We start from the raw sequence: 19934 nt of genomic DNA, 5'->3' as shown, positions 1-19934 counted from the left end.
CCCGATCAATTGTTTTACCCTCCGGGCCTGATCCTTTGCCAAGGCCTGCCCCATGCGTTGTTTCCTGCTGGTTTGTAGCTTGTTACTGTCGCCCGTGGCCCTTGCCGGCACGGTGCTGGAGAACGCCCTGTGGCGGGTTGAGATCGACCCGGCGACCCTTGCGATCCACGTTATCCCCAGCGACAAGACCGCCGTGCAGGCTTCAAGCGGAGGCCCTGCGCATAGGGTCAACCAGCTCTCCCAAAGCACCCGTCAGGCCAGTTGGCAATGGGACGATGGCGCCTATCGCCTGAGCGCCACCCTCGAGCAACGGGATCTTGCCCTGACGATTACCGCCCGTGATGCCGGTGAGTTGGCGATCCTGCGCCAACCCGCCAGCGCCATGGGCAAGGGCCTGATCTGGCCCCTGGCCGAAGGGCATTACGTGCCGGCGGGCAATGGTGTGTGGCAGGACTTCCTGCTGGAACAGGGCGACGTCAACACCACCCAGGACCTCAGCTTGCCGCTGTGGGGCGTGGATCACGGCGCGTTTACCCTCAACTGGCTGATGACCAATCCTTACAACAACCGTCTGCACTGGCAGGCCGACGGCAAAGGACTGGCGTTGTCCGCCTTCCATGAATTCACCACGCTGGACCCCGCGGCACCGATGACCGTTCTGTTGCACCTGGGCGAAAGCGACCCGCTGGCCGGCGCCAAGCGTTATCACCAGTGGCTGGTGGAGCAGGGGCTGTTTGAACCGTTGGCGGACAAGTTGCGGCAAACCCCGGAAGCGGAAAAGCTGCTGGGCGCCAGCCATATCTACCTGTGGGGCAATGATCTGCTGGCTCCGGGGGATGTGCGCGACTGGCCGCAACTGCTCAAGCTGCTACGCAGCGGCAAAGGCTTGGCGGCTGAATTGAATGGCTTGCTGGACAAAGAGGCTGCGCAGGTTCGGCAGGTCAAGCAACCGTATGAGCAGGCTGTCCTGCTGCGCGGCCTGAACGCGGCGATCAACACAAAGGCCCGGCAAAGCTGGCAGCCCTCCACCGAGCCGAATATGACCCAACTCGCTGATGGCTATGGTGCGCTGCGTCGCGAGTTGGCCGTGGCTTTTGCCGGTGCCTTGAGCGCCACGCCTGAGACTTGGGGCAACACCTTGTCCGTCACCAACGCGCTGAAAGGCGCCGGTCTCAAGCGCCTGCTGGTGACCCAGGGCGAAGGCTGGGAAGGCGGGCTCTGGCATCCTGAGGCGGTGAAGACCGGGGTCGACGCCGGTTACCTGATGGCGCCCTACGACTCTTATGAAACGGCACTGTCGGCCACTGAAAATCCCGACTGGACCACCGCGCACCTGGGCAGCAAGGCCTATGGCGAGTGCGCGATCGTGTTGAAGGGCGGCCAGCTCAAGACAGGCTTCCAGAAGTCCGGCCACTACACCGACCCGCGCTGCGTGCGGCCGTTGCTGGAGGCGCGGATCAAGGCGGTGCAGGCCAAGTCCGGGTTCAACGCCTGGTTCCTCGACGCCTATGCCACCAGTATGTTGTTCGACAGCTATCGCACGGGTGCGAGCATGACCCAGGCACAAAATGCCGAAGGCAATATCGATGCGGCCCGCTGGATCAATACGGCGCTGAAGTTGCCGGCAGGTTCCGAGGACGGCAACGCGATCACCGCCCGAGGCATCCTGTTTGCCCACGGCATGCAAACGCCGGTGCTGGGCTGGGGTGATCGTGAGATGACCAAGGACAAGCAGTCGCCGTATTACGTCGGGGCTTGGTACCCGCCGGAACAGCCGGCGGTGTTCTTCAAGTCGGTGCCGTTGAAAGAGCCGTTTCGCACGGTCTACTTTGACCCGACGATGCGCCTGCCGCTGTATCAGGCAGTGTTCCATGGCTCGGTGATCACCACCCACCATTGGCTGTTCGACAGCCTGAAACTGAGCAACGTGCGGGCCGAAAGCGAGCTGACGCAACTGCTCTACAACGTGCCGCCGCTGTATCACCTGAGTGCGGCGACGGTGAAGCAGCGCTTGCCGGTGATTCAGCGCCAGGACGCGTTCTTCCGGCCGCTGCATGAGCGCTTGGCGACTCAGGCCATGACCGATTTTCGCTGGCTGACGGAAGATAAACAGGTGCAGCAGACCACGTTTGCCGATGGGACGCGGTTGGTGGCGAATTTTGCTGAGGGGCGTATTACGGCTTTTGTGCCTGGCGCGCAGGCTGTGGTGTATCAGGTGGATGAGTGGCGGCTGTGAGTCCTTCGCGAGCAAGCCCGCTCCCACAGGGAAATGCATTCCAAAATGTGGGAGCGGGCTTGCTCGCGAAGGCGTAAGCCCAAACAACAAAGACCTACAGCTTGCGCCACACACTTGCCAGCCACGGCTGTTGTTCCCGAGGCAATCCCGCTGGCCGGTAGTAATGCTCCAACTCCATAAACCCCGCAGCCGTCAGCAATTCCTGCCAGGCCTGCAAGTCGTGATACGAGCCATACCGCGGCCCATTCCAGCCCTCCTGGTTTTCACCCCGAGGGTTTGAGCTGAACAACACTCCACCGACCTTCAACGCCCCATGCAACTGCCCAAGAATGCGCGGCAGTTCCTGCTTGGGAATATGAAACAGCACCGCATTGGCGAAGATCCCGTCGAAACGGCCGGCCGGCAAATCCAGCTTCAGGAAGTCCTGTTGCAGCACTTCACAGCCGCTGTCTTCCCGGGCCATCTGTGCAAAGCGCTCCGAACCATCGAGCCCCACCGCGATGTGGCCCATGCGGGTAAACGTCTGCAAATCCCGCCCCGGCCCGCAGCCGAAATCCAGCACGGTAAACGGTGCGTCGCCCTGGATATGCCGCAGCAACGCATCAATGTTCTGGCTCACATCGTGATCGCGGGTGCCTTCACGAAAATCCTCGGCCACTTTGTTGTAGTGGCCAAGGGTGGTGGAGGTGATCTGGTCGAGGTCGTCGGGGGCGAGTTTCATGGCAGGTTATACCGGGCGCTGAGATGGCCCGACTATACCTCACCTCTTGTTCAGAACCCTGGCCAACCGATCGCCGCCCAACTGAATCACGGCTACCAGGATCACCAGCAGCACAATCACGGTGAGCATGATCTGCGTGTCAAAACGCTGATAGCCATAGCGATAGGCAATATCCCCCAGCCCACCGGCGCCAATTGCCCCGGCCATGGCCGAGGAGTTGATCATCGTCACCAGGGTAATCGTGAACCCGCCGACAATCCCCGGCAGCGCCTCCGGCAGCAGCACATGCCAGACGATATGCCAGCGCCGGCAACCCATGGCCTGCGCCGCCTCGATCAAGCCGTGGTCGACTTCGCGCAAGCTGACTTCGGCGATCCGCGCAAAGAACGGCGTGGCCGCGATGGTCAACGGCACCACCGCCGCCCACACGCCATAGGTGGTGCCGACGATCAACCGGGTGAACGGAATCAGCGCCACCATCAAAATCAAAAACGGGATCGAGCGGAACAGGTTAACGAACGCCCCCAGCACCCGATTCAAGGCAGGCGCCTGATAGATGCCGCCCTTGTCGCTGGTCACCAGGAACACCGCCAGCGGAATCCCCACCAGCAATGCAATCAACGACGACACTCCGACCATCAACAGTGTGTCGATGGCGCCCTGCAATAAACGATCAAACCACATAGCCCAGCACCTCCACCTGTTGTGCCCAGCGCCCGGCGCGGCTGCGCAGTTCTTCGGCGGTCAGGGACGAGCCGCTCACCGCCAGCAGCAATTGCCCCAAGGCGTGGCCCTGGATGCGTTCCACACCGCCTTGCAGCAAGCGCACGCGCCCGCCGAGGGCGCTGAACAACGCAGCAAGATCGGGTTCGTCTTCGGCACTGCCAGTCAGTTGCAAGCGCAGCACCACGGCGGCGTCCTTTGAGGTCGGATTGGCCTGCAGGCGGCTTTGCAACTCTTCAGGCAGGCCATGTTGCAGCGGCGCCAGCAGGGTTTTACTGACCTCATGCTGCGGGTTGCCGAACACTTCCCACACCGGACCTTGCTCGACCACATGGCCGTGTTCCAGCACCACCACGCGGTCGCAGATTTCGCGAATCACGGCCATTTCGTGGGTGATCAGCACGATGGTCAAGCCCAGGCGTTTGTTGATCTCCCGCAGCAGACCGAGGATGGATTGCGTGGTCTCAGGGTCGAGCGCTGAAGTGGCTTCGTCGCACAACAGAATCTGTGGGTCATGCACCAGTGAGCGGGCGATGCCCACCCGCTGTTTCTGCCCGCCGGACAGCTGGGCCGGGTAAGCCTTGTGCTTATCCTGCAAGCCGACCAATTCCAGCAGTTCACGCACCTTCTTCTCGCGCTGCTCCTTGGGCACGCCTGCGACTTTCAACGGCAGTTCGACGTTCTGCCACACGGTCTTGGCCGACATCAGGTTGAAGTGCTGGAAGATCATGCCGATGCGTCGGCGCAGGGCGACCAGGCGGTCTTCGTCGAAGTCGCCGATGTCCACCTGGTCAATCAACACCCGGCCGCTGCTCGGTTGTTCCAGGCGGTTGATGGTGCGGATCAGCGACGACTTGCCGGCGCCGCTGCGGCCGATGATGCCGAAGACTTCGCCGCGCTGGATCGCCAGGTCGATGCCTTGCAGGGCGGGCACGGATTGGCCGTCATAGGTCTTGCCCAGGTTGATAAAGCGCACGTGCGCGCGGTTCAGGTCCGGGTGCAGTTCTGTCTGCTCGGCGTCCCTGGGCGGCAAGCCCAGGTCGCGCAGTTGAGAGTGGGCGGCGGTCATTTTTTATCTTCCCAGCCCACTTGGTAGAGCTTGCCAAGGGATTTATCCAACGCGGCGCGCACCACCGGCGAGTGCTGGTAGATGTCGACGAACTTGATCACCCGCGGGTCGGTTTTGCTCTTGGGCTGGACCACGAACTGGATCACGTATTCCGGATGGTCGAGGCCGTCGAACAGCAGCGCCGACTCGGCATCGAAGGTCTTGGACAGGCGGATATACGCCGGGTAGCCCTGCACCAGGTCGGCGTCGTCATAAGCGCGCACCAGTTGCACCGCCTCCACTTGCAGGATCTTGATCTTTTTCGGGTTGGTGACGATGTCTTCTTCAGTGGCCTTGTAGCCCACGCCCGGCTTGAGCGTGATCAAGCCGGCCTTGGCCAGCAGTTGCAGGCCGCGACCACTGTTGATCGGGTCGTTGGCAATCGCCACGCTGGCGCCCTGGGGCAGGTCGTTGATGCTTTTGTACTTCTTCGAATACAGCCCGACGTTATTGATGATGCCCGGCGCGTACGGCACCAGGTCAAAGCCTGCAGCGGCCTTGGCGTTTTCCAAAAACGGGATGTGCTGGAAGTAGTTCACGTCGATATCGCCGGCTGCCAGGCTGACGTTGGGTGCGATCCAGTCGGTGAATTCCACCAGTTCGACTTTCAAACCCTGTTTGCCGGCCTCTTCGACGGCGGCCTCCAGTGGAATGGCGAAGGCGGCGGTGGTGCCGACTTTCAAGGGAGCGTCAGCGGCGAATACCGCCGAGCTGAACAATCCGAGGGCGAGCGCCAGTGCTTTGACTGGGTGGCTGAGCAATGTTTTTTTCATAGTGGATTTCCAGTCATAAGGTGTGAGTGCAAACAACTCGGTCAACTGTGGGAGCGGGCTTGCTCGCGAAAGCGGTGTGTCAGTGAATGCATCCGGCGACTGATACAGCGCTTTCGCGAGCAAGCCCGCTCCCACATTTTGGTTCAGTGGCGGTAGGTGGAGCCGGTGTGTTGTTCAGGTAAGTGCGCCGAGTGGTGGAAGACTTTCTCCCGCAACGTCCCGGTCTCATACGCGGTCTTGTACGAGCCCCGGCGCTGCAGCTCCGGCACCACCAGTTCGATGAAGTCGACGTAGCTTTCCGGGGTGACGATGCGCGTCAGGTTGAAGCCATCCAGGCCGGTTTCGCTGATCCATGATTCAAGTTCATCCGCCACCTGTGCCGGCGAACCCACCAGGGTGATGTAGCGCCCGCCCAGGGCGTGCTGCTCAAGCAACTTGCGCCGGGTCCAGTCATTGTTCTGCAGGTTCTTGGTCGCGGACTGGATGGCGTTGCTCTTCACGTACTGGATCGGTTCGTCGATTTCGTACTGTGAAAAATCAATCGCCGTGGATGCCGAGAAATGCGCCACGCCGGCTTCCGCACTGGCGTAGCTCAGGTACTCGGCGTGCTTGGCCCACGCAGCTTCTTCGGTGGCGCCGACAATCACGTTCAGGCCCATGAACACCTTGATATCGTCCGGGTTGCGCCCGGCTTCCACGGCGCTGGCGCGCACCTTGTCCACCTGGATCTTGGTCGAGGCCTTGTTCTGCCCGCTGATGAACACGCACTCGGCGTGGCGCCCGGCAAACAGCAGCCCACGGTCGGAGCTGCCCGCCTGGAACAGCACCGGCGTGCATTGCGGCGACGGCTCGCACAGGTGATAACCCTCCACCTGATAGAACTCGCCCTTGTGCTCGACCTTGTGCACCTTCTCCGGCTGGGCATACACCCGCGCCTGCGGATCGTTGATCACCGCGTCGTTTTCCCAGCTGCCTTCCCAGAGTTTGTAGAGCACTTCCAGGTATTCGTCGGCCTGGTCGTAGCGCCGGTCGTGCTCGACCTGCTCGGTCAGGCCCATGGCCTTGGCGGCGCTGTCGAGGTAGCCGGTGACGATGTTCCAGCCCACCCGGCCACGGCTCAGGTGGTCGAGGGTCGACATGCGCCGGGCGAACAGATACGGCGGTTCGTAGGTGAGGTTGGCGGTCAGGCCGAAGCCAAGGTTTTTGGTCACCGCCGCCATGGCCGAGACCAGCAGCAACGGGTCGTTGACTGGCAGCTGGATCGCCTCCTTGAGCGGCACGTCCACCGAGTTCTGGTAGACGTCATACACGCCGACGATGTCGGCGATGAACAGCCCGTCGAACAGTCCGCGTTCCAGCAATTGCGCCAGTTCGGTCCAGTACTCGATGGTTTTGTACTGGGTCGAGTTGTCCCGTGGATGGGTCCACAGGCCATGGTTGATGTGCCCGATGCAGTTCATATTGAAGGCATTGAGCAGGATCTTTTTCTTCGCCATCAGATAGTCCCCCGCAGTGGCGGGTTTTCATCGTTGAGGTAGTAATTGCCCACAGCAAAGTACTTCCAGCGCACCGGGTCGTGCAGGGTGTGTACCCGGGCGTTGCGCCAGTGGCGGTCCAGGCCGTGTTCGGCGAGGGTCGCCTGGCTTCCGGCAAGTTCGAACAGGGTGCTGCCGGCCGCCAGGGAAATCTCGGTGCTGAGGGCGCGCACTTCGGCGACCGCGATGGATGCGGCCGCGACGGTGTCGGCATTGCTGTCGGCCTGGGCGCGGTCGAGGAATTCGCCTGAGCGTTCCAGCAGGGCTTCGGTGGCGTGCAGGCGGATGCTCAAGTGGCCGAAGCTTTTCAGGGTCAGCGGATCTTCGGTGGCCTTGTCGCTGGTGGCGTCGATCCACGGCCGGGTCTTGGTGCGCACGAAGTGCAGGGCATCTTCATAGGCTGCGCGGGCAATGCCGGTGTCGATGGCGGCGTGAAGAATCTGCGCCAGCGGGCCGACAGTGGTCGGGCGTTCGAAGGCACTCTGGAACGGGATCACGTCCTGGGCCGCGACCCACACGTTATCGAACACCACCGAACCGCTGCCGGTGGTGCGCTGGCCGAAGCCGCTCCAGTCGTCGATCACGCTCAGGCCCTCGCTGTCACGGGTGACAAAGGCCAGTTGCTGCACACCGTTTTCGTCCACCACGGACGTGGGAATACGTTGGGCGTAGATCGCGCCGGTCGAGTAGAACTTGCGGCCGGTGATACGGAAACCGTCACCGTCGCGGGTGATCTTGGTGATGCGGTCGTGGGCGGTCTTGGTGCCCAGTTCTGCCAGGGCATTGCCGAAGCGCTGGCCGGCGAGCACTTCGGCGTACAGGCGTTTTTGCTGCGCCGGGCTGCCGTTCACCCGCAGCACTTCGAGGGCATAAAAATGGTTCTGCGGGATCTGCCCCAGGGACGCATCCGCCTGGGCAATCAGTGCCGTGACCTTGGCCAGGGTGACGTTGGAAACGCCGGCACCACCGAACTCCTTGGGTACGCTGATGCCCCACAGGCCGGAGCGGGAAAACACGTCCAGCTCAGGCAAGGGCAGGCGGCGTTCACGGTCACGCAAGGCGCTGTCGCGGCGGAAGTCTTCGGCCAGGTCGCTGGCGACAATGAGGGCTTGTTCATCGCTGGTAATAACCGCGACGTGATGAGAAAGGGTCATGCGTATTCTCCAGAGGTCTGGTCGGTTAAATCCAGGAATGTCGGGCAGGTAAAGTGCCGTTCAGGTGATAGGCGCCCACCGCGTGGTACTTCCAGCGGACCGGGTCGTGCAGGGTGTGCACCCGGGCGTTGCGCCAGTGGCGGTCGAGGTTGAATTCGGCGAGGGTCGCGCGGCTGCCGGCCAGCTCGAACAGCTTTTCGCTGGCGAGCAGGGAAATCTCGGTGGTCAGCACCTTGGCTTCGGCTACGGCAATCGAGGCGCGTGCGGCGGACTGCGCGGTGATCGGCGCGGCGCTGACTTGGTCCAGTACCTGGCCGGCCTTGCGCAGCAGGGCTTCAGCGGCGTGCAGTTCGATCTTCAGCTTGCCGATATCGGCGATCACATACAGGTCATCGCTGGCCCGTTCGACCTTGGCGTCGATCCATGGCCGCGAGCGTTCGCGTACAAAGCTGATGGTGTCGTCGATCGCGCCACGGGCGATGCCGGCGTCGATGGCCGCCTGGATCAATTGCGAGACTGCTCCCTGGATGCCCGGTGTTTCGCCGAGTCGCCAGGTTTCCACCACCAGTTCGGCGTCCACCGCTACTTGATCCAGCAGCACTGTGCCGCTGGCGGTGGTGCGTTGGCCAAAGCCTGACCAGTCATCGACGATACGCAGGCCTTCGGTGCCACGGCGCACGAACGCCATGACGACTTTGCCGTCATCGTTCAAGGCCTTGACCGCCACCCAATGGGCGAACAGCGCGCCAGTGGAGTAGAACTTCTGGCCACTGACGACGTAGCCGTCACCTTCGGCGGTGATGCGTGACTTGAGGTCCAGGGTGTTTTTGGTACCGCGTTCCGGGCCGCCGTTGCCGATGCGCCAGCCGTCCAGCACGCTCTGGAACAGCTGCTTTTTCTGGCGCTCGCTGGCCGCACCTTGCAGCACGTGCAGGATGCCGAAATGGTTCTGCGGGATTTGCCCCAGCGCCGGGTCGGCCGCGCTGATGATCGCGAACACCTCGGCCAGGGTCACGAAGGACACCTGCGGGCCGCCGTACTCACGGGGAATGGAAATACTGCCCAGGCCGCTGCGGGTGAAGTGTTCGATTTCAGCCCAGGGCAGTTTGCGTTGCTGATCGCGCCTGGCCGCTTGCAGGCGCGCGGCCTGTGCCAGCTCGTGGGCGGCGCTCAGGGCCTCGGCGTCGTTGCGCAGCACTTTGGCGGGCAACAACAGCGGGGCAACGTCCAGATCACTCTGGGGGGGTGTTTGTGCCAAGTTAGACATCAGCGCCGCTCCTTGGCTGCACGCAATGCCCTGGCGTTACGCACCGGGGTAATTTTGACCATACCTACCTCACATCCGTTGAAAAGATAAAAAATCAGGAATGTCCGGTGGTCCGGTGCATATACCCTAAGCGTGTTAAATTTTTTAATAAACTAACTTTTAGGAATATGCATAGAAGGTCTGTCACCCCGGTTCACAGGGCGAGCCGGGGCGACGGGGTTGGTAGGCCAGCGGGGCCCTGGCGGGGCTGGTCGGGGCCTGGGGAGCGAGCGCGGCGATGCGCAGGATGCGGGCTGGCGCCCAGCTTGAATTGTTGCCGACCCGGTCGAGAATGCAGTAGGTCACTTCGAGGCGATGGTCGTCCCCAGCCTCGACAATGATGGCCGACGGCACCCACACCTGCACCGCCTTGCCCACATCGCCAGCCTGGATGCTCGGCAGGTCCAGGCGCACGTCACCCCAGCGCAGGGTGATCTCGTCATCGGTCGCCATGTTCAGGTACGGCTCGATGGTCAGGGGCACGCCACGGCGGATCTGGCTGCTGTTGACGCCATGGCGACGGATGGTCTCGGGCAGGCTGACGGCGGCCAGGTTCTGGTTTTCATCAAGGCTCAGTGCCGAGGGCATGCCGCCGGGGTAGTCGGTCTTGACCTGCACCCGGGTGATGGCCGAGCGCGCCGGGCCGTGGCCGACCTGCATGACCCGGTAATGAATCCGTGCCGGGCCATTTTGCACAAAGCTCTCCGGCACTCGCAGGCTGGTGGGCATGCCGATCTTGCCGGCGGTGATGCGCCGGGAGGCGGCAAAGCAGTTGTTCCAGAACAACTCGATCAGGTCGCCCTCGTCCATGCCGCAGTAAGGCGCGATGTCGACCTGCAGGTTTGTCGCAGCGAGGGCATTGATGCCTTCTCGATGGGCCTGGGGCAAGGTCGGGGCAGTGAGCAGCGCCTGGGTGGAAATACGCTTCATAAATAATCTCCTTGGTGCAGCCAGCAGCAATCGTTCCGGACATCAGGCGCGGGCAGGCGACGTAGTCCGAAAGAAACGATTTAATAAAAAACCAGAATGGATCCAATCCTCTGGGCGTTAGATAAGAGGCTTGGTTAGTTGACGTCAAGAGGCTGGGCGGGGCAAACAGGGGGTTATGGAATATTCAGAAGGGTCTTACTGGGAGGGCGCTGCAAGTGCGTGCTTCAGGGTGACTTTTACCCAATGAATAAAGGGTGTTTCCCCAAAAACACTTAAGAGGCGAGTTGCCTTTCGGCAACTCTATAAAGCGAAGCTTCTTACAATGAATCGGCGCAAGTTAGTTGTTGATGAACTTGCTGAGAAACTGCCGGGTACGTTCTTCTTTCGGGTTGGCAAACAGCGCCTTGGCTTCGCCTTGTTCAACAATGACGCCCTTGTCGAAGAAGATCACCCGGTTGGCCACATCCCGGGCGAAACTCATTTCGTGGGTCACGATGACCATGGTGCGGTTTTCTTCCGCGAGGCTGCGAATGGTCGCCAGCACTTCGCCTACCAGCTCCGGGTCCAGGGCCGAAGTCGGCTCATCGAACAGGATCACCTCCGGCTCCATCGCCAGGGCCCGGGCAATGGCCACCCGTTGCTGCTGCCCACCGGAGAGGCGGCGTGGGTAGGCGTCTTCCTTGCCTGCCAGGCCAACCCTGGCCAATAGCTTGCGGCCCAGGGCATCTGCGGCGGCCCGGGGCATCTTCTTGACCACGATCGGGCCTTCGATGACGTTCTCCAGGGCCGTGCGGTGCGGGAACAGGTTGAAGTTCTGGAACACAAAGCCCACGTGCTGGCGCAGGCGCCGCACCAGGCTTTGTTGTTGATTGAGCGGGCGGCTGCTGTCGATCTCGATGTCACCGACCTTGATTCGGCCACTGGTGGGTTCTTCGAGGAAATTCAGGCAGCGCAGCAAGGTGGTCTTGCCGGAACCGCTGGGGCCGATGATGGCGACGACTTCGCCTTCCTTGACCTCAAGGTCGATCCCGTTAAGCACCACCTGACCCTTGAATTGTTTGGTCAGTTTTTCAACCACGATCATGCTTCAAGACTCCAGGTCATGCCGGTTGACTCGTGCTTCCAGGCGGTTTTGCACGTGCGCCAGGACGCTGGCAAGAATCCAGTAGATCAAGGCGGCGGACAGATACATGGTGAAAATTTCGAAGGTACGGGCCGAGACCAATTGCGCCTGGCGGAACAGCTCCGGCACCTGGATGGTGGCGGCCAGGGCGGTGTCCTTGACCAGGGAAATAAAGCTGTTGCCCAACGGCGGCAAGGCCGTGCGCATGGCCTGCGGCAGGATGGCCCGGCGCAGGGTCTGCGCACGGGTCATGCCGATACTGGCCGCAGCTTCCCACTGGCCGCGCTCGATGGAACCGATGGCGGCACGCAGGATTTCACAGGCATAAGCAGCCATGTTCAGCGAGAAGCCGATCATGGCTGCCGGGATCGGATCCAGCTCGATGCCCACTTGCGGCAAGCCGTAGTAGATCAGGAACAGCTGTACCAGCAAGGGCGTGCCGCGAAAGAACGACACGTAGACGCGGGCGGTCCAGCTCAACAGCTTGAAGCGCGACAGGCGCATCAAGGCCAGGCCGAAGCCCAGCAGCAAGCCGAAAAACATCCCGCCAAGGCTAAGGATGACCGTGAAATACGCGCCCTTGAGCAGAAAGGGCGCGGAGTCCAGCGCGAGTTGGAAACCTGCTTCCATTATTGAGTAACGTCAGCGTTGAAGTACTTCTCGGACAGCTTCTTCAAGGTACCGTCGGCGCGCAGTTCGTCCAGAGCCTTGTTCACCGCGGCCAGCAGTTCAGGCTCGCCTTTGCGCAGGGCAATACCGGCTTCCTGACGGGAGAAAGCAGCACCGGCAGCGGCGGTGTCCTTGGCTTTCTTGGCGTATTCCAGCGCGGCGAGGCGGTCGATCAGGATGGCGTCGACACGGCCGATGCGCAGGTCCTGGAACTTGGTTGGGTCATCGTTGTAGGTTTTGACGATGGCTTTCGGTTGGTTTTCCTTGAGCCATTGTTCGTAGTTGGTGCCCAGGCCCACGCCGATTTTCTTGCCGGCCAGGTCGTCGGCGGTCTTGATGGTGTCGACGTTCTTCGCCAGGGTCAGCGCCTGGATCCCGGAGACGGTGTAAGGCTTGGAGAAGTCATACTTTTCCTTGCGCGCATCGGAGATGGTCACCTGGTTGACGACCGCGTCCAGGCGCTTGGATTCCAGGGCGGCGAGGATGCCATCCCACGGCGTGGCTTGCAGCTTGACCTTGACGCCCAGCTTCTTGGCCAGCGCTTCAGACAACTCGACCTCGAAACCGCTGAGCTTGCCGCTTTCATCGACGAAGCTGAACGGCGGGTAGGTGCCTTCCAGGCCAATCTTGATTTCGCCGGCTTTCTTGATGTTGTCCAACTGCTCGCCGGCAACTGCCTGACCGAGCCACCCGGCGCCAAGCGCCAGCCCCAATGTGCCAACCAGTAACGTGCGACGGAATACGGAAATAGTCATGAAGAGCCCCTGTGTTTTTTATGTTGAGCGATGCAGGTGACGCGGTAGTCGTATCCTGCCTTAAAAGCGCCGTGTGTGGGAGCCGGGCTTGCCCGCGATTGCATCAACTCGGTGTTTTGGATCTGCCCAGTCATGCGTATCGCCATCAAGCTCGCCTACGGCGCGACTATAAAGCCGGTTTTTAAGACTTGAAAATAATATAAAATCAGATTGATATTTCTTTATGGAATATCAAAAGCTCGAATCATAAGCAAACAACGCCGGTGCGCCACCCGTGTGCAGGAAGATGATCGGCCCCTCTTCAAAGCGCTGGCGTCCAATGCCATCCAGCAACCCGGCCATGGCCTTGCCCGTGTAGACCGGGTCCAGCAGCAGGCCTTCCTGGCTGGCCACCAGCTTGATCGCCGCCAGCGTGCCGGCACTCGGCTCGCCATAACGGGGGGCGAAGTACTCGTCCCACAGGATCACCTTGAACGCGTCCGGCAGCGGCACGCCGAGCAATTCGGCCGTACGTTCGGCCAGGCCCTGCACCTTGGGGCGCTGGGCTTCGTCGGTACGGGACACCGTGATGCCAATCACTTGCAGGTCGGGCAGCACTTCGGCCAGGGCCAGGGCCAGGCCGCTGTGGGTGCCGGCGCTGCCGGAGGCCAGGACCACGGTGGAGAACGGGATGCCGCTGTCTTCAATCTGCCCGGCCAGCTCCAGCCCGGCGCGCACGTAACCCAGGGCGCCGAGGGCGTTGGAGCCGCCGATGGGCACCAGGTACGGCTTCTTGCCGTTGCTGCGCAGGCGGTCGGCGAGGGCGTTGAGCTGGTCGTCGACGTTGTCCAGGTTCTCCACCAACTCGACCTTGGCGTCGAACAGCTCCAGCAACAGGCGGTTGCCGTTGGCCAGGTAGTTGGGGTCTTCGGTGCCCGTCGGGTTTTCCAGCAGGGCAACGCAGCCCAGGCCCAGCTTGGCGGCCAGCGCAGCGGTCTGGCGTACATGGTTGGACTGGATCGCGCCGGCGGTCACCAGGGTGTCGGCACCCTGGGCCAGCGCATCGGCGGCAAGGTATTCGAGTTTGCGCAGCTTGTTGCCGCCCATCGCCAGCGGCGTGGTGTCGTCGCGTTTGACGTAGACGTCACGCCCCAGCCAGGCCGACAGCCGCTCGAGTTTTTCCAGGGCGGTGGCGCCCCCCAGCAGTTCCAGACGGTTAAAGCGGTCGAGCTGTTGTTTGATCATGGCTACGCACGGGTGGTCAGAGATGCTGGGACTATAGGCAGGCACTTTTGCGTCGGCAACCGCCAATCGCTTATGTCGACGGGTTATTAGCATTGCACTATTGGTTCTTAAGGACGCTCAGGTTCCTTGCCGTAAAGTGATGGGCATTTCGTCAGGAGTGAAGACCGTGAGTGAGCGTTCCAGTCATTGGCAATTACAGACCATCGTCAGCCAGCTGCGCAGCGCCCGGGACCAGTGGCGCACCCGCAACGGCCGGGTCAGCGGCGAGCAGGGCGGGCGCGAGCTGCCTTCACGGGAAGCCGTGGCGCAGATTCTCGAGGCGTTGTGTGGTGCTCTGTTCCCCATGCGTCTGGGGCCGGTGGACCTGCGTGAAGAAAGTGAAGACTTCTACGTCGGCCATACCCTGGATGTGGCGCTGAACGCGTTGCTCGCCCAGGCGCGGCTGGAGCTGCGGTATGCAGCACGCCAAGGCGGCCAGGATGACAGTGAGGTCGACGCCCATGCCATCCACCTGATCCAGGATTTCGCCCTGGCGTTGCCAGGCTTGCGCAGCCTGTTGGACACCGACGTGCTCGCCGCCTACCACGGCGACCCGGCGGCGCGCAGCGTGGATGAAGTGCTGTTGTGCTACCCGGGGATTTTGGCGGTGATTCACCATCGCCTGGCGCACCACTTGTATCGGGCAGGCTTGCCGTTGCTGGCGCGCATCAGCGCGGAAATCGCGCATTCGGCGACCGGGATTGATATTCACCCGGGCGCGCAGATCGGCCCGAGCTTCTTTATCGACCACGGGACGGGTGTGGTGATTGGCGAGACGGCGATCATCGGCGAGCGGGTACGGATCTACCAGGCCGTGACATTGGGCGCCAAGCGTTTCCCGGCGGATGAGGATGGGCAATTGCAGAAAGGCCATCCGCGGCATCCGATTGTCGAGGATGATGTGGTGATCTACGCCGGGGCGACGATCCTGGGGCGGATTACCATCGGCAAGGGCTCGACCATTGGCGGCAATGTGTGGCTGACGCGCAGTGTGCCGGCGGGGGCGAACCTGACCCAGGCGAATCTGCAGCATGATGATGGGACGCAGAAATAGAGCAGCGCCCTCTCTAACGATCACACAGATCCAATGTGGGAGCGGGCTTGCTCGCGAATGCGGTGTATCAGTCGCCAGAAGTGTTGGCTGACACGCCGCATTCGCGAGCAAGCCCGCTCCCACATTTTGTCTGCATTCCAAATTTGAGCCGCACTACCCAAATTCGAGCCGTATTTCACTCAGCAATCGCTGAACGTTTCGTCATCCTCATACGTCATACCTTTCCTTGAGCTAGTGTAGGAAACACCTACCACTCGGCCCTGCGATTAGTCCTCAAACCCCTATCCATGTTTAACTTGACTGTTCGTTCAAGTTAAATCGGTGGTTCGCTGCCCGCTCACAACAGGAGGCTTACCTTTGCTGAGTCCGTTTTTTACAGCCACATCCCATACCCTTGAGGTGCGCCCTACATGAGTGCATCGTCCACACCTTCCAGCGGTCTGGTCCGCATGAACCCGCCGGTGTTTTACTTCGCCGCGAGCTTCATCCTGCTGTTCGGCCTGACCGTCATCGCGATTCCCGAACAAGCCGGCGCCTGGCTGCTGGCCGCACAAAACTGGGCGGCCAACACGGTCGGCTGGTACTACATGCTGGCGATGACCCTGTATCTGGTCTTCGTGGTGGTCACCGCGTTATCGGGCTACGGCAAGATCAAACTCGGTGCCGACCACGACGAGCCCGAATTCAGTTACCTGTCCTGGGCCGGCATGCTGTTCGCCGCCGGGATCAGCATCACGCTGTTTTTCTTCTGCGTGTCCGAACCCCTGACTCACCTGGTGCAACCGCCCCAGGGCGAGGCCCTGAACGGTGACGCGGCGCGCCAGGCCATGCAGATCCTGTTTCTGCACTGGGGCCTGCATGGCTGGGGCGTGTTCGCCTTCGTCGGCATGGCCCTGGCGTACTTCGCCTACCGGCATAACCTGCCGCTGGCGTTGCGCTCGGCGCTGTACCCGCTGATCGGCAAGCGCATCAACGGCCCCATCGGTTATGCGGTGGACGGCTTCGGCATCATCGCCACGGTGTTCGGCCTCGGCGCCGACATGGGCTTTGGCGTGTTGCATCTCAACTCCGGGCTCGATTACCTGTTCGGCGTGGCCCACACCCAGTGGATCCAGGTCGGCCTCATCACCTTGATGATGGGCGCGGCGATCCTGGTGGCGGTCTCCGGCGTCGACAAGGGCGTGCGGGTGATGTCCGACATCAACATGCTGCTGGCCTGTGCGCTGCTGCTGTTCGTGTTGTTCGCCGGCCCTACCCAACACTTGCTCAACACCCTGATCCAGAACATCGGCGACTACCTCGGCGCCTTGCCGACCAAGAGTTTCGACCTCTACGCCTACGACAAACCGAGCGACTGGCTGGGCGGCTGGACCGTGTTCTATTGGGCCTGGTGGATCGCATGGTCGCCGTTCGTAGGCCTGTTTATCGCGCGCATTTCCCGCGGTCGTACCATCCGTGAATTCGTGTTCGGCGTGCTGTTGATCCCGCTGGGCTTCACCTTGGCGTGGATGTCGATCTTCGGCAATAGCGCCATCGACCAGGTGCTCAACCACGGCCTTACGGCGCTGGGACAGTCGGCCATTGATGACCCGTCGATGAGCCTCTACCTGCTGCTGGAAACCTACCCGTGGAGCAAGACGGTGATCGCGGTCACGGTGTTTATCAGCTTCGTGTTCTTCGTCACCTCGGCCGACTCCGGCACGGTGGTGCTCTCGACCTTGTCGGCCAAAGGCGGCAACGCCGATGAAGACGGGCCGAAGTGGCTGCGGGTGTTCTGGGGCGCGATGACCGCGTTGGTGACCAGCGCGCTGCTGTTTGCCGGCAGCATCGACTCGCTCAAGTCGGCCGTGGTCCTGACCTCGTTACCGTTCTCGATGATCCTGCTGCTGATGATGTGGGGGCTGCACAAGGCGTTCTACCTTGAGTCGCAGAAGCAGATTGCGCAGATGCATTCCCTCGCGCCGGTATCGGGGTCACGCAAGGGCACGGGCGGTTGGCGCCAGCGCCTGAGCCAGGCGGTGCATTTCCCGTCACGGGATGAGGTGTACCGTTTCCTCGAGACCACGGTGCGTCCGGCCATCGAAGAAGTGACGGCGGTGTTTGTCGAAAAAGGCCTCAACGTCGTCACCCAGCCTGACCCGGCCAACGACAGCGTCAGCCTGGAGATCGGCCACGGCGAGCAGCACCCGTTTGTGTATCAGGTGCAGATGCGCGGCTATTTCACCCCGTCATTCGCACGGGGCGGCATGGGTTCCAAGCAGCTCAACAACCGCCGCTACTACCGGGCGGAAGTGCACTTGAGCGAGGGCAGTCAGGACTACGATCTGGTGGGCTACACCAAGGAGCAGATCATCAACGACATCCTCGACCAGTACGAACGGCACATGCAGTTCCTGCACCTGGTTCGTTAAGGCTCAGGCCCTGATAAACAGGGCCAGTGCCACCAACGGCGCACCGAATACCCCGCTGCCGATCACCAGCTCCGAGACCAGGGGCTGGCCGGCAGTGACCACACCTACCGCGCCGTTCACCACCGACACCACCAGCCAGATCCCGACAAAGCTGTAGGCCAGAATGTGCCGGCTGACGCCCAGCTTTTGGCCGATGAACAGCATCAGCGCGAGGAGGATCAGGCCGGCGGTGATGACGAGGGCGGTGTGCATATCTGAAGTCTCCTGATACCCGCTGATTTTCCGTGAACAGCAAACCTGTGGCGAGGGAGCTTGCTCCCGCTGGGCTGCACAGCGGCCCCAAAAAAGATGGGAGCGCTGCGCACTCCAGCGGGAGCAAGCTCCCTCGCCACAATATTAGTGCGTCGTAGAGTGAGTGCTGCGTGGCCTTCAGACCAAACCACCATTGGCCCGCAGGATTTGCCCGTTCACCCAACCACCGGCCGGGCTCACCAGGAACGCCACCACGCGGGCGATATCTTCCGGTTGGCCCAGGCGTTCCAGGGGTGCCATCTTGGCCAGGCCCTGGATCTGCTCTTCGCTTTTGCCATGCAGGAACAGTTCGGTCGCCACCGGCCCCGGGGCAACGGCGTTGACGGTGATGCGCCGGCCGCGCATTTCCTTGGCGAACACCTGGGTCAGGGATTCCACCGCCGCCTTGCTGGCGATGTACACCGCATAACCGGGGAAGTTGAGGCCGACGGTGCTGCTGGAGAAATTGACGATGCGCCCGCCGTCGTTCAGGCGGGTGGCGGCTTCACGCAGGGCGTTGAAGGTGCCGCGGGTATGGATGTCGAAGTTCTGGTTGTAGAGCTCATCGCTGTGTTGGGCCAGCGGCAGCACCTTGAGGATCCCGGCGTTGTTGACCAGCACATCAACCTTGCCCAGCTGGGCTTCGGTCTCGTCGAACAGGCGCTTGACGTCGGCGGCGCTGGCCACGTCGCCCTGGATCGCTATGGCTTGGTGGCCGGCCTGGCGCAACTCCACTACCAGCCTTGACGCTTCGGTGGCGCTGTTGGCGTAGTTGATGGCGACGGCATAACCGTCGGCAGCCAGTTGTCTGGCAACCACGGCGCCGATGCCGCGTGAGGCGCCGGTAACGATAGCAACTTGGGTAGTCATGATCGGGTTTCCTTGGGGCAGTGGTTGGGTGTGGAAGCAGATTCACATGTTTACCCAGCCCGATAAATGCGCCAGAGTTGCCTTGACTGTTCAAGAATCGCCAACAATGGAGACGCGCCGTGGACCAGGTCAAAGCGATGAAAGTGTTCGTGAGGATTTACGAACGCAGCAGCTTCACGCTGGCGGCCGATGACCTGAACCTGCCGCGCGCCACCCTGACCCACACCCTCAACCAGTTCGAGGCCTGGCTGGGCACGCGGTTGCTTGAGCGCAGCACCCGCCGCGTCCGCCCCACGCTGGATGGCGAGGCCTACTACCTGCGCTGTGTGCAACTGTTGGCGGAGCTGGAAGAGGCGGAACTGGCCTTCCGTTCGGTGGCCCCCAAGGGCCGCCTGCGGGTGGATTTGCACGGCACACTGGCCAAGTACTTCGTGATCCCGGCGCTGCCGCAATTCATGGCGAGCTACCCGGAAATCGAGCTGTCCATCAGCGAGGCGGACCGCTTCGTCGACCTGATCGCCGAAGGCGTGGATTGTGTGCTGCGGGCGGGCACCCTGGGGGATTCGGCGTTGATCGGTCGCCGGGTTGCGACGCTGCGCCAGGTGACCTGCGCGAGCCCGGCCTACCTGCGCAAATACGGCGAGCCGAAGCGCCTCGCCGACCTGGGCGAGCACCGTGCGGTGAACTATGTTTCACGCACCACCGCGAAGCTGTTCCCCTTCGAATTCATGGTCGACGGCCAGGTGCAGGAAGTGACGATCGAGGGGGCGCTGTCGGTGTTCGGCGCAGAGATTTATGCCGCCAGCGCAGTCGCCGGACTGGGCATTATCCAGTGCCCGCACTACCGCATCGCCGAGCTGATCAACCAGGGCGTGATGCAGGAAATCCTCATTGATACACCACCGCCGCCCATGCCGGTTTCGGTGCTCTACCCGCAAAACCGACACATGTCGCCGAGGGTGCGAGTGTTCGTCGATTGGCTCGCCGAAATCTTCGCCACTGCCCGCTAACC

18 protein-coding genes are annotated in these 19934 nt (G+C 61.9%); 4 read left to right on the top strand and 14 right to left on the bottom strand.

Annotated elements, in window-relative coordinates; translation table 11 throughout:
- Positions 1-52 precede the first annotated feature (52 nt).
- Positions 53-2236: a glycoside hydrolase gene (locus tag HX807_RS05750; protein ID WP_177049467.1), complete on the top strand. Its 2184-nt coding sequence runs from the start codon at positions 53-55 to the stop codon at positions 2234-2236.
- Positions 2237-2330: 94 nt separating this feature from the next.
- Here the strand turns inward: HX807_RS05750 and HX807_RS05745 are convergent, their stop codons facing one another.
- The 12 genes from HX807_RS05745 to HX807_RS05690 all read right to left on the bottom strand — a co-directional run bounded on the left by HX807_RS05745 (position 2331) and on the right by HX807_RS05690 (position 14257).
- On the bottom strand, positions 2331-2957 hold the full coding sequence (locus HX807_RS05745) for a bifunctional 2-polyprenyl-6-hydroxyphenol methylase/3-demethylubiquinol 3-O-methyltransferase UbiG (protein ID WP_008435824.1): 627 nt from the start codon (positions 2955-2957) through the stop codon (positions 2331-2333).
- Between the two features lie 39 nt (positions 2958-2996).
- On the bottom strand, positions 2997-3641 hold the full coding sequence (locus tag HX807_RS05740) for a methionine ABC transporter permease (protein WP_003211840.1): 645 nt from the start codon (positions 3639-3641) through the stop codon (positions 2997-2999).
- The gene (locus HX807_RS05735) at positions 3631-4749 is read right to left on the bottom strand and encodes a methionine ABC transporter ATP-binding protein (RefSeq protein ID WP_003211842.1); all 1119 of its coding nucleotides are present in this window, start codon (positions 4747-4749) and stop codon (positions 3631-3633) included. The genes HX807_RS05740 and HX807_RS05735 overlap by 11 nt, the downstream gene beginning before the upstream one ends.
- Positions 4746-5561: a MetQ/NlpA family ABC transporter substrate-binding protein gene (locus HX807_RS05730; protein ID WP_003211844.1), complete on the bottom strand. Its 816-nt coding sequence runs from the start codon at positions 5559-5561 to the stop codon at positions 4746-4748. The genes HX807_RS05735 and HX807_RS05730 overlap by 4 nt, the downstream gene beginning before the upstream one ends.
- Before the next feature lie 143 nt (positions 5562-5704).
- Positions 5705-7057 carry an LLM class flavin-dependent oxidoreductase gene (locus HX807_RS05725; RefSeq protein ID WP_177049466.1) on the bottom strand — a complete coding sequence of 451 codons (1353 nt, stop codon included), beginning with the start codon at positions 7055-7057 and terminating at the stop codon, positions 5705-5707.
- Positions 7057-8250, bottom strand: a complete 1194-nt coding sequence (locus HX807_RS05720; RefSeq protein WP_008435819.1) for an SfnB family sulfur acquisition oxidoreductase — start codon at positions 8248-8250, stop codon at positions 7057-7059. The genes HX807_RS05725 and HX807_RS05720 overlap by 1 nt, the downstream gene beginning before the upstream one ends.
- A 25-nt stretch (positions 8251-8275) precedes the next feature.
- Positions 8276-9517 carry an SfnB family sulfur acquisition oxidoreductase gene (locus HX807_RS05715; RefSeq protein WP_008435817.1) on the bottom strand — a complete coding sequence of 414 codons (1242 nt, stop codon included), beginning with the start codon at positions 9515-9517 and terminating at the stop codon, positions 8276-8278.
- A gap of 183 nt (positions 9518-9700) precedes the next feature.
- A complete protein-coding gene (locus HX807_RS05710) occupies positions 9701-10486 on the bottom strand; it encodes a hypothetical protein (RefSeq protein WP_003211852.1) in 786 nt (261 codons plus the stop codon).
- Positions 10487-10823: 337 nt separating this feature from the next.
- Positions 10824-11570 (bottom strand): L-cystine ABC transporter ATP-binding protein TcyN, encoded by a 747-nt coding sequence (gene tcyN, locus HX807_RS05705; RefSeq protein ID WP_134325540.1) that lies wholly within the window; start codon positions 11568-11570, stop codon positions 10824-10826.
- Positions 11571-11573: 3 nt separating this feature from the next.
- Positions 11574-12239 carry a cystine ABC transporter permease gene (tcyL, locus tag HX807_RS05700; RefSeq protein ID WP_003211857.1) on the bottom strand — a complete coding sequence of 222 codons (666 nt, stop codon included), beginning with the start codon at positions 12237-12239 and terminating at the stop codon, positions 11574-11576.
- Positions 12239-13033, bottom strand: a complete 795-nt coding sequence (tcyJ, locus tag HX807_RS05695; protein WP_003211859.1) for a cystine ABC transporter substrate-binding protein — start codon at positions 13031-13033, stop codon at positions 12239-12241. Before tcyJ ends, tcyL begins: the two co-directional genes overlap by 1 nt.
- A gap of 231 nt (positions 13034-13264) precedes the next feature.
- Positions 13265-14257 carry a D-cysteine desulfhydrase gene (locus HX807_RS05690; RefSeq protein WP_003211860.1) on the bottom strand — a complete coding sequence of 331 codons (993 nt, stop codon included), beginning with the start codon at positions 14255-14257 and terminating at the stop codon, positions 13265-13267.
- Positions 14258-14423: 166 nt separating this feature from the next.
- Here HX807_RS05690 and epsC point away from each other — a divergent pair, with 166 nt between their 5' ends.
- Both epsC and betT read left to right on the top strand, forming a co-directional pair.
- Entirely contained in the window at positions 14424-15350 is a 927-nt protein-coding gene (gene epsC, locus HX807_RS05685; RefSeq protein WP_003211862.1) for a serine O-acetyltransferase EpsC, read from the top strand.
- A gap of 449 nt (positions 15351-15799) precedes the next feature.
- The gene (gene betT, locus HX807_RS05680) at positions 15800-17761 is read left to right on the top strand and encodes a choline transporter BetT (protein ID WP_003211865.1); all 1962 of its coding nucleotides are present in this window, start codon (positions 15800-15802) and stop codon (positions 17759-17761) included.
- Positions 17762-17764: 3 nt separating this feature from the next.
- Here the strand turns inward: betT and HX807_RS05675 are convergent, their stop codons facing one another.
- Positions 17765-18013, bottom strand: coding sequence for a hypothetical protein (locus HX807_RS05675; RefSeq protein ID WP_003211868.1), 249 nt, complete (start codon positions 18011-18013; stop codon positions 17765-17767).
- Positions 18014-18190: 177 nt separating this feature from the next.
- Positions 18191-18922 carry an SDR family oxidoreductase gene (locus HX807_RS05670; RefSeq protein ID WP_003211871.1) on the bottom strand — a complete coding sequence of 244 codons (732 nt, stop codon included), beginning with the start codon at positions 18920-18922 and terminating at the stop codon, positions 18191-18193.
- 119 nt (positions 18923-19041) lie between these two features.
- On the opposite strand from HX807_RS05670, the gene HX807_RS05665 reads away from it, so the two are divergent.
- Positions 19042-19932, top strand: coding sequence for a LysR family transcriptional regulator (locus HX807_RS05665; RefSeq protein WP_177049465.1), 891 nt, complete (start codon positions 19042-19044; stop codon positions 19930-19932).
- The last annotated feature ends 2 nt before the right edge of the window (positions 19933-19934 follow it).

Origin of the sequence: Pseudomonas sp. D8002, from assembly GCF_013385695.1 — a bacterium.
Taxonomy (GTDB): Bacteria; Pseudomonadota; Gammaproteobacteria; order Pseudomonadales; family Pseudomonadaceae; genus Aquipseudomonas.
Note: the sequence above shows the minus strand (reverse complement) of the source record. Positions and strands in the feature narration are given on the sequence as shown.

Coding starts and splice junctions, on each gene's coding strand:
- HX807_RS05740 (WP_003211840.1), bottom strand. CDS start 3,641: ATGTGGTTTGATCGTTTATTGCAGGGCGCCATCGACACACTGTTGATG.
- HX807_RS05735 (WP_003211842.1), bottom strand. CDS start 4,749: ATGACCGCCGCCCACTCTCAACTGCGCGACCTGGGCTTGCCGCCCAGG.
- HX807_RS05720 (WP_008435819.1), bottom strand. CDS start 8,250: ATGACCCTTTCTCATCACGTCGCGGTTATTACCAGCGATGAACAAGCC.
- HX807_RS05715 (WP_008435817.1), bottom strand. CDS start 9,517: ATGTCTAACTTGGCACAAACACCCCCCCAGAGTGATCTGGACGTTGCC.
- HX807_RS05730 (WP_003211844.1), bottom strand. CDS start 5,561: ATGAAAAAAACATTGCTCAGCCACCCAGTCAAAGCACTGGCGCTCGCC.
- HX807_RS05750 (WP_177049467.1), top strand. CDS start 53: ATGCGTTGTTTCCTGCTGGTTTGTAGCTTGTTACTGTCGCCCGTGGCC.
- tcyN (WP_134325540.1), bottom strand. CDS start 11,570: ATGATCGTGGTTGAAAAACTGACCAAACAATTCAAGGGTCAGGTGGTG.
- HX807_RS05675 (WP_003211868.1), bottom strand. CDS start 18,013: ATGCACACCGCCCTCGTCATCACCGCCGGCCTGATCCTCCTCGCGCTG.
- HX807_RS05725 (WP_177049466.1), bottom strand. CDS start 7,057: ATGGCGAAGAAAAAGATCCTGCTCAATGCCTTCAATATGAACTGCATC.
- HX807_RS05690 (WP_003211860.1), bottom strand. CDS start 14,257: ATGATCAAACAACAGCTCGACCGCTTTAACCGTCTGGAACTGCTGGGG.
- HX807_RS05745 (WP_008435824.1), bottom strand. CDS start 2,957: ATGAAACTCGCCCCCGACGACCTCGACCAGATCACCTCCACCACCCTT.
- HX807_RS05710 (WP_003211852.1), bottom strand. CDS start 10,486: ATGAAGCGTATTTCCACCCAGGCGCTGCTCACTGCCCCGACCTTGCCC.
- HX807_RS05670 (WP_003211871.1), bottom strand. CDS start 18,922: ATGACTACCCAAGTTGCTATCGTTACCGGCGCCTCACGCGGCATCGGC.
- tcyL (WP_003211857.1), bottom strand. CDS start 12,239: ATGGAAGCAGGTTTCCAACTCGCGCTGGACTCCGCGCCCTTTCTGCTC.
- tcyJ (WP_003211859.1), bottom strand. CDS start 13,033: ATGACTATTTCCGTATTCCGTCGCACGTTACTGGTTGGCACATTGGGG.
- betT (WP_003211865.1), top strand. CDS start 15,800: ATGAACCCGCCGGTGTTTTACTTCGCCGCGAGCTTCATCCTGCTGTTC.